The organism is uncultured Sphingomonas sp. (assembly GCF_964021865.1).
Classification (GTDB): domain Bacteria; phylum Pseudomonadota; class Alphaproteobacteria; order Sphingomonadales; family Sphingomonadaceae; genus Sphingomonas.
This window is the reverse complement of the sequence record NZ_CAXIAM010000018.1, coordinates 1-15437: the sequence shown is the minus strand read 5'-3', so window position 1 is coordinate 15437 and position 15437 is coordinate 1. Positions and strand designations below refer to the sequence as shown.

At 67.8% G+C, this 15437-nt stretch carries 16 protein-coding genes; 12 read left to right on the top strand and 4 right to left on the bottom strand.

The window, feature by feature from the left end; translation table 11 throughout:
• The first annotated feature begins 43 nt into the window (after positions 1-43).
• From AADI75_RS06910 to AADI75_RS06890, 5 genes are all read left to right on the top strand, one after another.
• Positions 44-1567, top strand: coding sequence for a PAS domain S-box protein (locus AADI75_RS06910; protein ID WP_341208308.1), 1524 nt, complete (start codon positions 44-46; stop codon positions 1565-1567).
• Positions 1564-1728, top strand: a complete 165-nt coding sequence (locus AADI75_RS06905) for a hypothetical protein (RefSeq protein ID WP_341208307.1) — start codon at positions 1564-1566, stop codon at positions 1726-1728. Before AADI75_RS06910 ends, AADI75_RS06905 begins: the two co-directional genes overlap by 4 nt.
• Positions 1725-2279 carry an RNA polymerase sigma factor gene (locus AADI75_RS06900; protein ID WP_341208306.1) on the top strand — a complete coding sequence of 185 codons (555 nt, stop codon included), beginning with the start codon at positions 1725-1727 and terminating at the stop codon, positions 2277-2279. Before AADI75_RS06905 ends, AADI75_RS06900 begins: the two co-directional genes overlap by 4 nt.
• A gap of 102 nt (positions 2280-2381) precedes the next feature.
• On the top strand, positions 2382-2726 hold the full coding sequence (locus AADI75_RS06895; protein WP_341208305.1) for a hypothetical protein: 345 nt from the start codon (positions 2382-2384) through the stop codon (positions 2724-2726).
• 33 nt (positions 2727-2759) lie between these two features.
• The gene (locus AADI75_RS06890) at positions 2760-4118 is read left to right on the top strand and encodes a mechanosensitive ion channel (protein ID WP_341208304.1); all 1359 of its coding nucleotides are present in this window, start codon (positions 2760-2762) and stop codon (positions 4116-4118) included.
• Between the two features lie 56 nt (positions 4119-4174).
• On the opposite strand, the gene AADI75_RS06885 is transcribed toward AADI75_RS06890, so the two are convergent.
• Positions 4175-6433: a TonB-dependent siderophore receptor gene (locus AADI75_RS06885; RefSeq protein WP_341208303.1), complete on the bottom strand. Its 2259-nt coding sequence runs from the start codon at positions 6431-6433 to the stop codon at positions 4175-4177.
• A 215-nt stretch (positions 6434-6648) separates the two neighbouring features.
• On the opposite strand from AADI75_RS06885, the gene nhaA reads away from it, so the two are divergent.
• From nhaA to AADI75_RS06870, 3 genes are read left to right on the top strand one after another with little or no spacing between them, the layout of a single operon-like run.
• Complete coding sequence (gene nhaA, locus AADI75_RS06880) at positions 6649-7830, top strand: Na+/H+ antiporter NhaA (RefSeq protein ID WP_341208302.1); 1182 nt, start codon at positions 6649-6651, stop codon at positions 7828-7830.
• A 6-nt stretch (positions 7831-7836) separates the two neighbouring features.
• Positions 7837-8295: a DUF3833 family protein gene (locus AADI75_RS06875; protein WP_341208301.1), complete on the top strand. Its 459-nt coding sequence runs from the start codon at positions 7837-7839 to the stop codon at positions 8293-8295.
• A gap of 55 nt (positions 8296-8350) precedes the next feature.
• Complete coding sequence (locus tag AADI75_RS06870) at positions 8351-8569, top strand: hypothetical protein (RefSeq protein WP_341208300.1); 219 nt, start codon at positions 8351-8353, stop codon at positions 8567-8569.
• A gap of 29 nt (positions 8570-8598) precedes the next feature.
• Here the strand turns inward: AADI75_RS06870 and AADI75_RS06865 are convergent, their stop codons facing one another.
• The 3 genes from AADI75_RS06865 to AADI75_RS06855 form a co-directional block, all read right to left on the bottom strand.
• Positions 8599-9666, bottom strand: a complete 1068-nt coding sequence (locus AADI75_RS06865; protein ID WP_341208299.1) for a 5-(carboxyamino)imidazole ribonucleotide synthase — start codon at positions 9664-9666, stop codon at positions 8599-8601.
• Complete coding sequence (purE, locus tag AADI75_RS06860; protein WP_341208298.1) at positions 9663-10139, bottom strand: 5-(carboxyamino)imidazole ribonucleotide mutase; 477 nt, start codon at positions 10137-10139, stop codon at positions 9663-9665. Before purE ends, AADI75_RS06865 begins: the two co-directional genes overlap by 4 nt.
• A 120-nt stretch (positions 10140-10259) precedes the next feature.
• Positions 10260-11258, bottom strand: a complete 999-nt coding sequence (locus AADI75_RS06855) for an LLM class flavin-dependent oxidoreductase (RefSeq protein ID WP_341208297.1) — start codon at positions 11256-11258, stop codon at positions 10260-10262.
• Between the two features lie 272 nt (positions 11259-11530).
• Between AADI75_RS06855 and AADI75_RS06850 the strand changes: the two genes are divergently transcribed.
• The 4 genes from AADI75_RS06850 to glpX all read left to right on the top strand — a co-directional run.
• Positions 11531-12196 (top strand): pyrimidine 5'-nucleotidase, encoded by a 666-nt coding sequence (locus AADI75_RS06850; protein ID WP_341208296.1) that lies wholly within the window; start codon positions 11531-11533, stop codon positions 12194-12196.
• Positions 12193-13020: a 2,3,4,5-tetrahydropyridine-2,6-dicarboxylate N-succinyltransferase gene (dapD, locus tag AADI75_RS06845; protein ID WP_341208295.1), complete on the top strand. Its 828-nt coding sequence runs from the start codon at positions 12193-12195 to the stop codon at positions 13018-13020. The genes AADI75_RS06850 and dapD overlap by 4 nt, the downstream gene beginning before the upstream one ends.
• A 120-nt stretch (positions 13021-13140) precedes the next feature.
• Positions 13141-14559: a carbohydrate porin gene (locus tag AADI75_RS06840; RefSeq protein WP_341208294.1), complete on the top strand. Its 1419-nt coding sequence runs from the start codon at positions 13141-13143 to the stop codon at positions 14557-14559.
• Positions 14560-14649: 90 nt separating this feature from the next.
• Positions 14650-15437 (top strand): class II fructose-bisphosphatase (gene glpX, locus AADI75_RS06835; protein WP_341208293.1); only part of this gene is annotated, 788 nt, incomplete at its 3' end.

The window sequence follows — 15437 nt, the reverse complement described above, 5'->3', positions numbered from 1 at the left end:
CTGCGTACCCCTTTTCTGATGCCATGATCGCCAGCGGGGCGCGATGAGCGCCGCCGCCTCCTTCAAGACGCTGCGCGAAACCGCCGACCTGCGCCATCTGCGCCAGATCATCGTCGGTTTGGACGAAGGCGTGATCCTGATCGATCCCGATCAGACGCTGCTGTGGGCGAACGACGCCGCGCTGGCGATGCACGGCGTCTCGTCGATCGCGGAGCTGGGCGCGACGGTCGACGAGTATCGCGCGCGGTTCCGGTTGCGGTATCGCAACAATCACCGGCTGGAGGCGGACGATTATCCCGTCGAGCGTGTCGTGGCCGGCGATTCCTTTTCCGAGGTGGTCGTCGAGGTGATGGCCGTGGGCGACGACGAGCCGCGGTGGGTGCATCAGGTCCGCAGTCTGGTGCTCAACGACGCCGACGATGCCGAGCCGGCGTGCCTCGTCCTCATCATCCAGGACGTCTCAGCGCGCTACGAGGCGGAGGACCGGTTCGAGCAGTCGTTCAACGCCAACCCCGCGCCGGCGCTGATCTGTCGGCTGAGCGACCTGCGGCTCATCAAGGTCAATCAGGGTTTTCTGGAGATGACGGGCTATCAGCGCGATCAGGTGCTGTGCCGGACGGTGTATGACATCGACGTTCTGCGTCAGGCCGAGCGTCGCGATTTGGCCAAGGAGCGCCTGTCCGAAGGCCGCACGATCCCGCAGATGGAGGCCGAGCTGGAACTGCCCGGCGGCGGCACGCGGCTGGTGATCGTCGCCGGGCAGCCGATCGACATGGGCGATCAGCCCTGCATGCTGTTCACCTTCGCCGACCTGGAGCCGCGGCGGAAGGCCGAGGGCGCATTGCGCCATAGCGAGGAACGCTTCACGCGCACGTTCCAGATGGCGCCGGTGCCGATGGCAATCGGCGCGCGTGACGGGCATCTGCTGTGCGAGATCAACGCCAGCTTCACGCAATTGACCGGCTATGCCGCGACGGAGATCATCGGCCGCCCGCTCGGCGATGTCGAATTGTGGGAGAGCAGCGCGATCCGGCGCGAGATCGAAACCGCGATCGACGGCGGCCACGATCTGCGCGCGCACGAGGCGCGGATCCGCGTCAAGGACGGCGGGGTGATCGACTGCCTGGTGTCGACCGAAGCGATCCGGCTGGGTGACGAAGCGTGTGTGCTGTGGGCGTTTCAGGACATCACGCAGCGCAAGACCACCGAGCTTGAACTGGTCGGCGCGATCGAGGCGGTGATGAAGGATACAAGCTGGTTCAGCCGCTCGATCATGGACAAGCTGGCCCGGCTGCGCACGCCGCAGCGTGGCGGCGACGGACCCGGGCTCGACGATCTCACCGCGCGCGAACGCGAAGTGCTGGCGCTGATCTGTCGTGGCTATGACGACAAGACGATCGCACGGACGCTGAACGTCGCGGGCAACACCGTGCGCAACCATGTGGCGCGCATCTATGCGAAGATCGGGGTGAACCGGCGGGTTGGCGCGGTCACCTGGGCGCGGGCGCGCGGTTTCGACGGCGATGCCGTCACCATCAGGACAGCGGATCAGGAGAGCGCGGCATGACCGGGCGGCGGAACGATGACGCGCAGGCCACGCGCAAGGCGAGGGGATCGGTGCAGGAGGCGATCGGCAAGCTGATCGGCGATGATGCCGCACGTGACCGGGGTGCTGCAGAGCAGCGCGGCGCGGAAGCCGGTGCCGCGTCGAAGCGCAAGCGCCCGTGACCACGATCGCACCTGTCGCCGCATGCGACTTCGATCGCCTGCTGCTCGGCGAAACCGCGGGGTTGCTGCGCTACGCACGACGGCTGGCGGGAACGCTCGCCGATGCGGAGGATCTGGTGCAGGAGACGCTCCTGCGCTGCTGGCGGTCGCGGAGCACGTTCCAGCCGGGCTCGAACATCGGCTGCTGGGCGCGGACGGTGATGCGCAACGCCTTCATCAGCGGGCTGCGCCGCCATCGGCACGAGGTCGATGTCGACGACGAGGTCGCCCATCGCCTGCACGCCATCCCGCCGGCACAGGAGGCGGCGGCGGAACTCAGCGAGACGTTGCGCGCGGTCGAGCGGTTGCCGGATGGGCCGCGCGCGGCGCTGCGCATGTCGCTGGAGGGCGTGTCGATGGAGGATGGCGCCGCGCGGCTGGCGGTGCCGCTCAACACCTACAAATCGTGGCTGCACCGCGGGCGTCTTCGGCTTTCTGGCAAGAGTACCGCGGGCAAAATGCCTGCTGCTTTCGCCGTCACAAAGTTGATTTGCCCGTCAGCCGGGCAGTAGGGAAAGTGAATTTTAGTTCAAAGATCCCAATATGCTAGTGCATAAATACTAGGATATTTAACCAGGATCATAAGTTTACCTTGTTTCGACAGGGGAATGATGATGACGATGTTGAAGGCTGCGGCGACCGCAGCGGTGTTGACCTTTGCCGTGTCGGCTTGTGTCAATCCGTCCGCGCGGATCGCCTCGTCGCTGGAGGGATACGGGTTCGAGCCCGCGCAGTCGCAATGCGTCGGCGACCGGCTGGAGGCCAATCTGTCGCTGGGTCAGTTGCAACAGCTCGGCCGCGCAGCGCGGGCGACACGCGAGGGCGACACCACGCCGGGGCGGCTGACCGTCGGCGACTTCGTCCGCGTCGCCGGTCAGGTGAAGGACCCGAAGTTGCCGCTGGAGGTGGCCAAGGCGACCGCCGGCTGCGGGCTCGTCACCACCCCGCCGGCGCTATGACCCGCCCCGAAGTTTCGTACCAAAGGATTAACCATGAACGACGTCACGGACGCCGGCGGCACGATCGTGTCGAACGGCCGCGAGTTCGGCTCGCAATTCCTGTTCTATGCCGAACAATGGCTGCCGCGCCTGCTGGCCGCGGCGATCATCCTGCTGATCGGCTGGCTGATCGCGCGCGCGATCAAATGGGCGGTCGCCAGGCTGGTCAACCGCACTCCGCTGGCGCAGCACGCCAATGAGCCGGGGATCGGCGCGCGCCATCCCGACAGCATCGGTGCGCAGGTCGGCGACGCGGCCTATTGGGTCGTGCTGCTAATCGCGCTGTTCCTCGCCACGCAGCCGCTGGGCCTGGCCGGTGCGACCGGGCCGCTCGGCGACATGCTGCGCGGGTTCGGGCAGGCGGTGCCGCATATTATCGGCGCCAGTCTGATCTTCTTCCTCGGCTATGTACTGGCGAAGGTCGCGCGCAAAGCGGTGGAGGCGGTGGTGACCGCCAGCCATGTCGAGCGATTCTCGTCGCGGCTGGGCGACGGCGCGCCCGCCGATCCGGCGATGCTGCCGCGCACGCTGGGCGCGATCGTCTTCGCGCTGATCATCATTCCGGTCGCGATCGCCGCGCTGGACACGCTGAACATCGCCGCGATCTCGCAGCCGGCGACCGCGATGCTGCGCATCATCCTCGACGCGATCCCGCACGTCATCGCCGCCGCGCTGATCCTCGCCGTAGCCTATGCGATCGGCAAGTTCGCTGCGCGGTTGCTGACGCAGTTCCTGGGCACGACCGGCTTCGATCGCGCGGTCGGCGCCACCGGGCTGTGGAAGCAGGTGCAGGCGCGCGACGACTTGGCCGCACCGGTGTCGACCGGCTTCCAGCCGTCGAAGCTGGTCGGGCAGGGCGTGATGGTCGCGGTGGTGATCTTCGGGTTGATGGAGGCGTTCCGCCAGCTCGACTTCGCGTACGGCTCGCGGATCATGGCCGAGGTGCTGACGTTGTTCGGGCAGGTCGTGTTCGGCTCGATCATCATCTTCGCTGCGGTCGTCATCGCTCGGCTGATCGCGCGCGCGATCGAGAGCAACGGGCAGGACGGCACGCGCGCCGCCGCGCCGGTGGTCCGCGTCGCGATCATCGTGCTGGGCACCGCGATCGGGTTGCGCTTCATGGGATTGGCCGACGACATCATCAACATGGCGTTCGGTCTGTTGCTGGGCGCGGTGGCGGTGGCCTTCGCGCTCGCGTTCGGGCTGGGTGGCCGGGAACAGGCCGGGCGTGCGCTCGGCCGGCTGCTGGGACGCGCGGACGATCAGGCGCCGGATCGCATGGCGGCGCGGGAGGACGATCGTGGCCCTAGCGCGACGGGTTACAACATCGGCCCCGATCGCGACGGCCTGTAATCCGGTCATGTCGTGGCACGTCGCCCGGGGCTTGCTCCGGGCGACGACCTGTATCCTCACTGGAACGTGTAGCGCAGCGTCCCGAATATTGTGCGCGGCACGCCGTAGAAATTGCCGCGCCCCGTGCTGGAGATGCGCGCATAATAGCTCTTGTCGAGCAGGTTGTTGACGTTGACCGACAGCGACAGGCGCTCGGTGAGCTGATAGCCCGCGCGCAGGTCGACCACCGCATAGGCATCCTGCCGCACGATCGTCGACCGCGAGCGGAGCGTGCCGTTCGCCGCGTAAAGCGCCGGCGTGCCGCCATAGGTGGACGAAAACCACGTCAGCCCGCCGCCGATGCTCGCCCCCGCCAGCGCGCCACCAGTCGGCGCGTAGTTCGTGAAGAGCTTCGCCATATGCTTCGGGATGATCGGCATCAGCGCGATCCCCTCGAATTGCGGCTCGGTATCCTCCAGATATTCGGTGTGGGTGTAGGTGTAGCCGCCATTGATCCGCCACCCGGGCACGATCTGCCCGGTCGCCTCCGCCTCGATCCCGCGTGCGCGGACGCGGCCGGCCTGCAGCACGACGTCGGGCAGTTCGGGCGGATTGACGAGCCGGTTGTCCTGCGTGATCTGATAGGCCGCGAGCGACAGCAACAGCCGCTGGTTCATCAGCGACAGCTTGGTGCCCGCTTCATATTGGTTGCCGACCAGCGGCTCGATCGCGCGCCCGTCCGGGCGGGCGCGGTTGGCGGGCGGCGCCTGCGGGGTAAAGCTGTCGGCATAGCTGACATAGAGGTTGAGCGTGGGCGTAACGTCGAACAGCACCGCGCCATACGGAGTGAACCGCGCGTCATAGCCATACTGCGACCGCGCGGTCACCGCGCCGGTCAGGCGATTGAGCGTGTCGAGGTCGTTCGACCACCAGGTCGCGCGACCGCCGCCCACCAACGTCAGCCGATCGACCGGCGACAGCCGCATCTGCCCGTACAGGCCGTATTGCTCGACATAGGTGCGCGTCGCCCCCGAGACGTGCGCGATGCAGGTCGTGGAGGCGACCGTGCACGCCGTGGTCGTGCCCTGCACCGGATAGAGCGGCAGCTGCGCGCGCGGGTCCATCGGCGGCTCGGCCGGATAGACCGGGTCAAAGACGTTGATCTGCGCATAATTGCTGAGCCGCGAATAATAGGACGTATAGTCGAGCGCCTGATAATCCATGCCGAGGATCAGGGTCTGCTCGCGCCCGAAGGCGGGGAAGCTGCCGGCGCCGTTGATGTCGAACGAGCGCGTGCGCTGGCGGTTGTCGCCCATGAACGCGATATGGTTGGTCAGCCCGCCGTTCTCCGGCGTGACCGCGGCGTTGCCGATATAGCTGTATTTGTCGACGCGATCGACGTTGGCGATCATGCCGGTCGCGCGCAGCGTCCAGCGGTCGCTGATCCGGTGCGCCAGTTCGACGAACCCGGTCCAGCTTTCCGAATTGAAGCGGTTCCAGTCGGCGCCGAGATAGGTCGAGCGGCGCACGTCGAGCAACCGCCCCTCGCTGCCATCCGCGCCGCCGACATAGCCGGGCAGCCCGGTCTGCACCGCCGGCTGGAAGCGATCGTAATAGATGCCGCCGGTCAGCGTGGTCCGCTCGCCGATCTTCACGTCGCCGACCGCGAACGCGCCCCAGCGCCGCCGGTGCGCGGTGTCGAAGAATTGGTCCTGATCCTGCGCCATCGCGCCCGCGCGCACGCCGATCGCGTCGCCGAGCCGCGTCGAGGCGTCCAGCTCCAGCCGGACGTTGTCGTAGCTGCCATAGCCCGCCGCCGCCTGCACCCGGGTCGCCTCCAGCGGGCGCTTGCGGATCAGGTTAATGCTCCCGGCCGGATTGCCCGCGCCGGTGAACAGCCCGGCGGGGCCGCGCAGCACCTCGAGCCGGTCATAGAAGAACAGGTCCGGCACCACGCCGGGAAAGCCGAACGATTGCGTGGGCACGCCGTCGATCAGATAGTTGTTGATGACGAAGCCGCGCGAATTGAACGACGGATCCTCGCTGCCGATGCCGGTGACGGTGATGCCGTTGGTGGCGGTCATCGCATCCTCGAGCGTGAAGAGGTTCTGCGCCTCGATCTGCTCGTGCTCGATGATCGTGATCGTGTTGGGCGTGTCCTTCAACGGGGTGACGGTCTTGCCGACCTCGCGACCATAGCTCTTGCCGACGACCACCACATCGCCGTCGCGCTGCGCCTCCGCCGCGACATCGACGCCGTCCGGAGCGGCGGCGTAGGCGGCGGCGGGCAGGAGGCCGAGTGCGCTTCCGGATAGAAGGACGAACCAGAACTTCATGTGCGTTTCCCCGATTTATCAACGCGGCGTCTAACCTTGCCGCTTATGATAGTCACTATCATTTGCATAAAACGTTACAAATGGGGGAAGGTGCTGCCGGGTGGTTGTCGTTCGGGCAGAGCGGTGCGATAGCCGCGATGGGTGTGCGCCTTCGGAGGCGAGCAGGTAATGATGCCGGTCGGGCCGCCGGCAGTGCTCCGCTTGGAAGGACCCCGATGACGTTATCTCTTGTCGTGCGCCCACGCTCTGCGCTCCGGATGTTCCTGAAGAGCGAGGCGGCGGGCGGGATCGTGCTGATGCTGTCGGCGGCGGCGGCGATGATCGTGGCGAACAGTCCGCTGGCCCCGGCGTATTTCGCGCTGCTTCAGCGGCATGTCGGGCCGCTGTCGGTACTGCACTGGATCGACGATGCGTTGATGGCGCTGTTCTTCCTGCTGGTCGGGCTGGAGATCAAGCGCGAGCTGGTCGACGGGCATCTGTCGAGCTGGTCCGATCGTGCGCTGCCGACGATCGCGGCGGCCAGCGGGATGGCGGTGCCGGCGCTGATCTATCTGTTCGTCGTCGCGGGTGCGCCGGGGCTGGCGCGCGGCTGGGCAATCCCCTCGGCGACCGACATTGCGTTCGCCATCGGCGTCATGGCGCTGCTCGGGCCGCGCGTGCCCGCGTCGCTCAAGCTGTTCCTGACCACGGTCGCGATCGTTGACGACATGGGCGCGGTGGTGGTGATCGCGCTCGCCTATACCGCGTCGATCGGGGGTGTCGCGCTGCTGGCGGCGGGGGCGATCATGGCGGCGATGGCCGCGCTCGGGCGCGTGGGGGTGACGCGGCTATGGCCGTATCTGCTGCTGTCGGTGGCCTTATGGGGCGCGGTGTGGATGTCGGGGGTGCATGCGACGATCGCCGGGGTGCTGGCGGCGGTCATGATTCCGATCCGTCGCTCGCCCGGCGCGCCCGATGATGCGGGCTCGCCGCTCCACCGGCTGGAGCATGCGTTACAGCCGTGGGTGGCGTTTCTGGTCGTGCCGGTGTTCGGCTTCGCCAACGCCGGAGTCGCGCTGGCGGGTGTCGGGGTGGCTACGGTGCTGCAGCCGTTGCCGCTGGGGGTCGCGGCGGGGCTGGTGATCGGCAAGCAAGTGGGCGTATTCGGCGCGGTCGTCGCCGCGGTGCGGCTCGGCTGGGCGCAGCGGCCGCGCCACGCCTCATGGATGCAGGTTTACGGCGCGGCGCTGCTGTGCGGGATCGGTTTCACGATGAGCCTGTTCATCGGCGGCCTCGCCTTCGCCGACCCGGCGCAGGTCGATGCGGTGAAGATCGGGGTGCTCGCGGGATCGTTGCTGTCGGCGGCGGCGGGGTTCGTCGTGCTGCGGCTGGCGTCATTTCGCCGCGCGCGGCGTTAGGGCGGGATGCTATTGTCCCTCGCGCTTGCCGCCGCCAGTGTCGCCAGCTTCGATCCGCTGCGCTTCTTCGCCGGGGAGACGCGCGGCACCGCCACGCTGAAGGTCATCCTGCGCAAGGGGCGACCGGTGAGCGTGCGCGGCGCCGGGCGGATCGACCGCGACGGCGTCCTGACGCTCGACCAGATCGTGACCGAGGGCGACAAACCGCCGCGCCCGCGTCACTGGCGGCTGCGGCAGATCGCGCCGGGGCGCTATGCCGGCACGCTCACCGACGCGCGCGGGCCGGTGACCGGCGTGGTCGAGGGGAGGACGTTGCGGCTGGCGTTCGTCAGCACCGGCGGCTTTCGGGTCCGCCAGACGCTGACGCTGCAACCCGACGGACGCACGCTCGCCAACCGCTTGGAAGCGCGCCGGTTCGGGATCAGGGTCGCGGTGCTGACCGAACGGATCGTCAAGCTGTCGTGACGGAACGCCGGCGCAGCGCCGACAGTTGGCGAGGGCGAACAATCCGGAGCGCACGATGAACGACCCCCTGGTGCAGACCCGTCAACGCGAGATCGCGACCGAGCATCTGCTGTTCAGGCTGATCGAATATGTCGAGGGCAAGCACCCGGGGCTCCTCGATCATCTGGAAGACGGCCTCGACCATCTCGGCGACCCGGCCGATGATGCGACGAAGGACGATGAAGGGGTGCGAAAGATCGCGCGGCGGATGATTGCCGGCGCGCGGCGGGGATAGCGCGGCACGCCACACCCGCAACGACGAACCTACCGCGTCAACCGGGTGACATGTCCCATCTTGCGGCCCTCGCGCGTCTCGCGCTTGCCGTAAAGGTGCAAATAGGTGTCCCGCGCGGCGACGTAATCGGGCCAGCGCTCCCAATCTGCGCCGATCAGGTTCTCCATCGACGCGGCTTGTGCGACCAGCGCCGTATCGCCGAGCGGCAGGCCGCAGATCGCGCGGACGTGGTTGGCGAATTGCGACGTCGCCGCGCCCTCGATCGTCCAATGCCCCGAATTGTGCACCCGCGGTGCCATCTCGTTGAAAACCGGTCCTTCGGCGCTCGCGAAATATTCGCAGGTCAGCACCCCGACATGGTCGAGCGCATCGGCGATCCGCCCGGTCAGCGCCGCCGCCTCGGTCCATTGCGCCGCGATCGGTGCCGGAGCGGGCAGCGTCGACCGATGCAAAATGCCCTCGCGATGCTCGTTCCACGGCGGCGGATAGCTGGTGATCGTGCCGTCGCGTCCGCGTACCAGCACGATCGAGAATTCGTGCGTGAAGTCGACGAACGCCTCCAGGATCGCCGGCCCGCCGATCGCTTCCCAGGCGGCATCGGCGTCGGCGGGCGACAGCAGCCGCGTCTGCCCCTTGCCATCATAGCCGAAGCGCGTCGTCTTGAGCACCGCCGGGCAGCCGATCGTGGCGATCGCCGCGTCGAGTTCCTCGCGCGATGCGACCGCGTGCCAGCGCGCCGGACGGCCGCCGACCTGCTCGACGAACTGTTTCTCGCGTACGCGGTCCTGCGCGACCGCAAGGCTGCGGGGGCCGGGATAGACCGGCACGCGCTCCGCGAGCCATTCGACCGGCGCGACCGAGATGTTCTCGAACTCATAGGTGACGACGTCGCATTGCGCGGCGAAGTCGGCGAGCACGACCTTGTTGTGGTAATCGGCGCGCGTCAGCGATGAGGCGGTCTGCGCCGCGACGCTCTCGCGATCGGGCGCGAGGACGTGGGTGCGATAGCCGAGATCGGCCGCGGCGCTGGCGATCATGCGGCCGAGCTGCCCGCCGCCGAGGATGCCGATCGTGCTGCCCGGTGCGATCACCGTCATGCTGGATCGACCGCGACGCCGTCGGTCTGTTTCGCACGCCACGCCTGCAACCGCAGCGACAACGCCTCGTCGGAGAGGGCGAGGATGGACGCGGCGAGCAGCGCGGCGTTGATCGCGCCGGCCTTGCCGATCGCCAACGTGCCGACGGGCACGCCGCCGGGCATCTGGACGATCGAGAGCAGGCTATCCATGCCCTTCAACGCCTTGGATTCGACCGGCACGCCCAGCACCGGCAGATGCGTCATCGACGCCGCCATGCCGGGAAGATGTGCGGCACCGCCTGCGCCCGCAATGATGACCTTCAGCCCGCGATCGGCGGCGCCGGTCGCGTAATCGTACAGCCGTTGCGGAGTGCGGTGGGCGGAGACGACCTTCGCCTCATGCGCGATGCCGAGCGCCTCGAGCGTCTCGCTCGCGTGGCGCATCGTTTCCCAATCCGAGGTGGAGCCCATGATGATGCCGACGTGCGTCATCGCGTGCGGTTAGCGGCGCAGAACGGGGAGGGCAATCGGCAAAGTTCACGAACCGTCGCCCCCACGCAATAAAGGAAAACGTTGCAGCCAGACACCGTCGTCGTTTTGGGGTGTCGAGGATCAAGCCGCCAGCGGCAATTCCTGCATCGCCGCCGCCGCGAGCGCGATCGAGTGACGGCGCGCCTGATGGTCGTAGACCGCGCTGGTCAGCATCAGCTCGTCGACTCCGGTGCGCGCGACGAACGCCGCGATCCCGCGCGCGACCTCGTCGCGGGTACCGATCGCGCTCGCCGACAGCGCATGATCGAGGATCGCGGCGTGCTGCGGCGGCAGCGACGCGCGATACCCCGGCACCGGCGGCTTCATCCGCCCAGGGTTGCCGGTGCGCAACGCCACGAACTGCTGCTGCTGCGAGCTGGCGAGCAATTCGGCCTCCTCGTGCGTATCGGCCGCGAAGACGTTGAACCCCGCCATCGCATAAGGCTTCGCCAATGTGGCGGACGGGCGGAAATCGCGACGGTAGATGTCGAGCGCCTGATCGAGCGCGTCGGGTGCGAAGTGCGAAGCGAACGCATAGGGCAGCCCCAGCATCGCGGCGAGCTGCGCACCGAACAGGCTGGAGCCGAGGATCCACATTTCCGGCTTCGCGCCCGCACCCGGCGTTGCGGTGATCCCGGTGCGCCCGTCGTCGGCAAAGTAGCTTTGCAGCTCGACGACGTCGCGCGGAAATTCGTTGGCGTCGCTGCTCAGGTTGCGGCGCAGGGCGTGCGCGACGCGCTGATCCGATCCCGGCGCACGGCCCAGCCCAAGATCGATGCGGCCGGGAAACAGCGCGTCGAGCGTGCCGAATTGCTCGGCGATCTGGAGCGGTGCCGAATTGGGGAGCATGATCCCGCCCGCGCCGATGCGGATGCGGCTGGTCGCCTGCCCGACATGCGCGATCACCACTGCGGTGGCGGCGGAAGCGATGCCGGTCATGCCGTGGTGCTCGGCCACCCAATAGCGATTGAAGCCGAGCGCCTCGGCGTGTTGCGCGAGATCCGCTGCATTGGCGAGCGATTGCGCCACCGAGCCACCTTCGGTGACGGGGACGAGGTCGAGAAGGGAATAACGGGTCATGTCAGAGAGGTGGGGATGATGGCGGAGGTTCGCCATATCGATGCGCCTTGGGGTGTGGAAAGCGGAGCTTGATGGTTCGCGCGGAGGCGCAGAGGTTTTGCGCGTGCGGCGCAGGCACGCTTTTAACAATGGTCGCGCATCTAGCGGTTCGGCTTCGCAGGGTCCGCCATCTCTGCGCCTCCGCGTCTCAGCGCGAATAAACACTTCTTCTTCGGGTCGTCGCTTGCAGCTCCGCTTTGCGCCCGCCGCCAAACCCACTAAAGCCGCGCGCCATGCACCCGGCCTTCGCGCACGTCGATACGTGGATCTTCGACCTCGACAACACGCTCTACCCGGCGAGCGCCGATCTTTTCGCGCATATCGACCGCCGGATGACCGCGTTCATCGCCGACTTCCTGAACGTCGATCCCATAGAGGCGCGCCGCATCCAGAAGGAATATTTTCTCGGCCACGGCACCACGCTCGCGGGGCTGATGGCCGATCACGACGTCGATCCGCAGGCGTTCCTCGCCTATGTCCACGATATCGAGATGGACGCGCTGGAGCATAACGCGCCGCTCGCCGGCGCGCTGGCGCGGCTGCCGGGACGCAAATTGGTCTTCACCAACGGCGACCGCCCCTATGCGCTCAAGGTGCTGGAGCGGCTCGGGCTCGGGCAGAGCTTCGAGGCGGTCCACGACATCGTCGCGATGAACCTGACCCCGAAGCCCGCCGCCAGCGCCTATGCCGGGCTGTGCGCCGCCTTCGATATCGAACCGACCCGTGCGCTGTTCGTCGAGGACATGGCGCGCAACCTCAAGCCTGCCAAGGCGATCGGGATGACCACCGTCTGGGTGGACAACGGGTCCGAGCAGGACCACGACGCCGACCGATCCTATGTCGACCACCGCGTGACCGACGTCACCGCGTGGGTCCAGTCTGTTTTGGAGGACCAATGACCGCCGAGCTTTCCGCCACGATCGACGCCGCGTGGGAGAACCGCGCCGAGCTGGGGCTGACGACCGGGGGCGAGGTGCGCGTCGCAGTCGATCGCGCGCTGGCGCTGCTCGACGCCGGGCAAGCGCGCGTCGCCGAGCCGGACGGCAATGGCGGCTGGCGGGTCAACCAGTGGCTGAAGAAAGCGGTGCTGCTCAGCTTCCGCCTCAACGACAATGCGCTGATCGACAACGGGCCGGGCGCAGGCCATTGGTTCGACAAGGTGCCGAGCAAATTCTCGGGGTGGAGCGAGGCCGAGTTCCGCAGCGCCGGCTTCCGCGCGGTGCCGGGCAGCGTGGTGCGGCGCGGCGCGTTCGTCGGCAAGGGCGCGATCCTGATGCCGAGCTTCGTTAATATCGGCGCGTACGTCGGCGATGGAACGATGGTCGACACCTGGGCGACGGTGGGAAGCTGCGCGCAGATCGGGAAGAACGTCCATCTGTCGGGCGGGGCCGGGATCGGCGGCGTGCTCGAGCCGCTGCAGGCCGATCCGGTCATCATCGGCGACGGCGCGTTCATCGGCGCGCGTGCCGAAGTCGCGGAGGGCGTGCGCGTCGGCGAGGGCGCGGTGCTGTCGATGGGCGTCTATTTGGGTGCGTCGACCAAGATCATCGATCGCGAAACCGGCGAAACCTTCCGCGGCGAAGTACCGCCCTATGCGGTGGTCGTACCCGGCTCGATCGGCGGCGAGGACGGCAAGCCGGCGCTCTATTGCGCGGTCATCGTCAAGCGGGTCGACGCGCAGACCCGCAGCAAGACCAGCATCAACGAGCTGCTGCGCGACTGATCCTCTCGTCATTGCTTCGCTACGCTCGCAATGACGAGGTAGGGTCGCACCCCGCGCGAACCTTTCCCGTGCTTCTTCGTTGCCGCGACGTAACGACAAGCAAGAAGGTCGGGAGGGTAGATGAGGAAGGGGCTTTTCGCCGCCGCGTTGCTGGTGGCGGGTGCGGCGCAGGCGCAGCAGGTCGATATCGGCGCGTCGCCGCCCGACGACCCCAATGCGCCTAAGCCGGGGGCGAGCGCGACGACGCGCTCCGGCGATACGCAGCGTCAGCCGCGTACGCCGGTCGCGCGTCGCCCGCGCGACACCTCCCCGTCATCGCTGGTCGGCGATACGCAAAGTGCGCCGCCGCCGGGGCTGATCGGCGACTGGCAGGAGATCCGCACCCGGCTCGGGCGCCGCGGGATCGGCCTGACCGCGCGCTACGCGTCGGAAAGCGGGTATAATGTCGCCGGCGGCGACCGGAAGCTGTTCCGCGAAACCGGGCAGTTCGACGTCGGCGCGCTGCTCGATATGGAGAAGCTGGCCGGGATCACCGGCGGCGCGGTGCAGGCGACGGCGACGTGGCGGCGCGGCTACGACCTGACCACCGATGCCGGGCTCAACACGCTGCAACAGGTGCAGGAAATCTACGGCCGCGGGCAGACCGTGCGCCTCACGCAATTGTGGTGGGAGCAGAAGATCGGCTCGAAGACCGAGGTGAAGCTGGGGCGCACAAACCCCGGCGAGGATTTCGCAGCCTTCTCCTGCCACTTCATGAACCTCAGCTTCTGCGGCGCGCAGCCCGGCAATCTGGCCGGCGATTACTGGTACAATTGGCCGGTCAGCCAATGGGGCGCGCGGGTGCGGGTCGCGCTCGACGACGATCGCTACGTGCAGGGCGCGGTGTACGAGATCAATCCGCGCAATCTGGAGAAGGACTTCTTCGTCGGGCATTTCCACGGTGCGACCGGCGTGCTGATCCCGGTCGAAACCGGGGTGAGCCGCGGCGGTGATGACGGCAAGGTCGGCTCGTACAAGGTTGGCGGCTGGATCGCGACCGCCGACGGCGATGACGTGCTCCTCGACCGTAACCGCCGCCCGATCGTGCTGACCGGCGCCACGCCGCTGCGGCGTTCGGGTCGCTACGGCGTCTACTTCACGATGCAGCAGCAGCTGACCGGCACGTCGAAGGACGGCAAGTCGCTGACCGGGCTCGGCATCTTCCTCAACGTGACGCAGACCGACCGCAAGACCAGCGTCACCGACAATCAGGTCGCGCTCGGGCTGTTCTACAAGGGGCTGGTGCCCGCACTTCCCGGCGACGTGCTGGGGGTCGCGGTCGCGCGCACCAACGTCAACGGCCGCGCCGCGCGCGCCGACGGACTGGTGCCGGGCACCCCGGTGCGCGACGCCGAATATGCCGCCGAGGTCTACTACAGCCTGCACCCGATCGACTGGCTGGAACTGCGCCCGAACGTGCAATGGGTGCACCAGCCCGGCGGCGTGCGCGACGCGCCCGATGTCGGCGTCGTCGGGCTGAAGGCGGCGCTGACGCTCTGATCGCCATCTTGTATAACACGTAAAACAAAATGCCTCGACACCGTCATGTGGCGCGCCTATCCCGGTGCGATCAGAGAAGAAGGACTCCCCATGCCGACTGCCAGCAAGGTTCTCGACCGTGTGCTCGTGCTGGAGATGGTGCGCGTCACCGAAGCCGCCGCGATCGCCGCCTCGACGCTGACCGGGCGCGGTGACGAAAAGGCGGCCGACGCCGCTGCGGTCGAGGCGATGCGCGCCGCGCTGAACGAACTCGACATCGACGGCACGGTGGTGATTGGCGAGGGCGAGCGCGACGAGGCGCCGATGCTGTTCATCGGCGAGAAGGTCGGCAGCGGGCAGGGGCCGGCGATCGACATCGCGCTCGATCCGCTGGAAGGCACGACGATCTGCGCCAAGTCGGGGCCGAACAGCCTGGCGGTGCTGGCGATCGCCGAGGCCGGCGGCCTGCTCAACGCACCCGACGTTTACATGGATAAGCTGGCGGTCGGCCCAGGTCTGCCCGCCGGGGTGATCGATCTCGATCGCACCCCAACCGAGAATGTCGAGGCGATCGCGGCGGCCAAGGGTGTCCAGCCCAAGGACATCATCGCCTGCGTCCTCGATCGCCCGCGGCATGAGGCGCTGATCGCCGAGCTGCGCAGCATCGGCTGCGGCGTGGTGCTGATCGGCGACGGCGACGTTGCGGGGGTGATCGCGACCAGCGACCCGGACACGACGATCGACGTCTACATGGGTTCGGGCGGCGCGCCGGAGGGCGTGTTGGCGTGCGCGGCGCTGCGCTGCGTCGGCGGGCAGTTCAAGGGACGCCTGCTGTTCCGCAACGACGACGAGCGCGGGCGCGCGCGCAAATGGGGGATCGAGGATCTCGACCGCCAGTA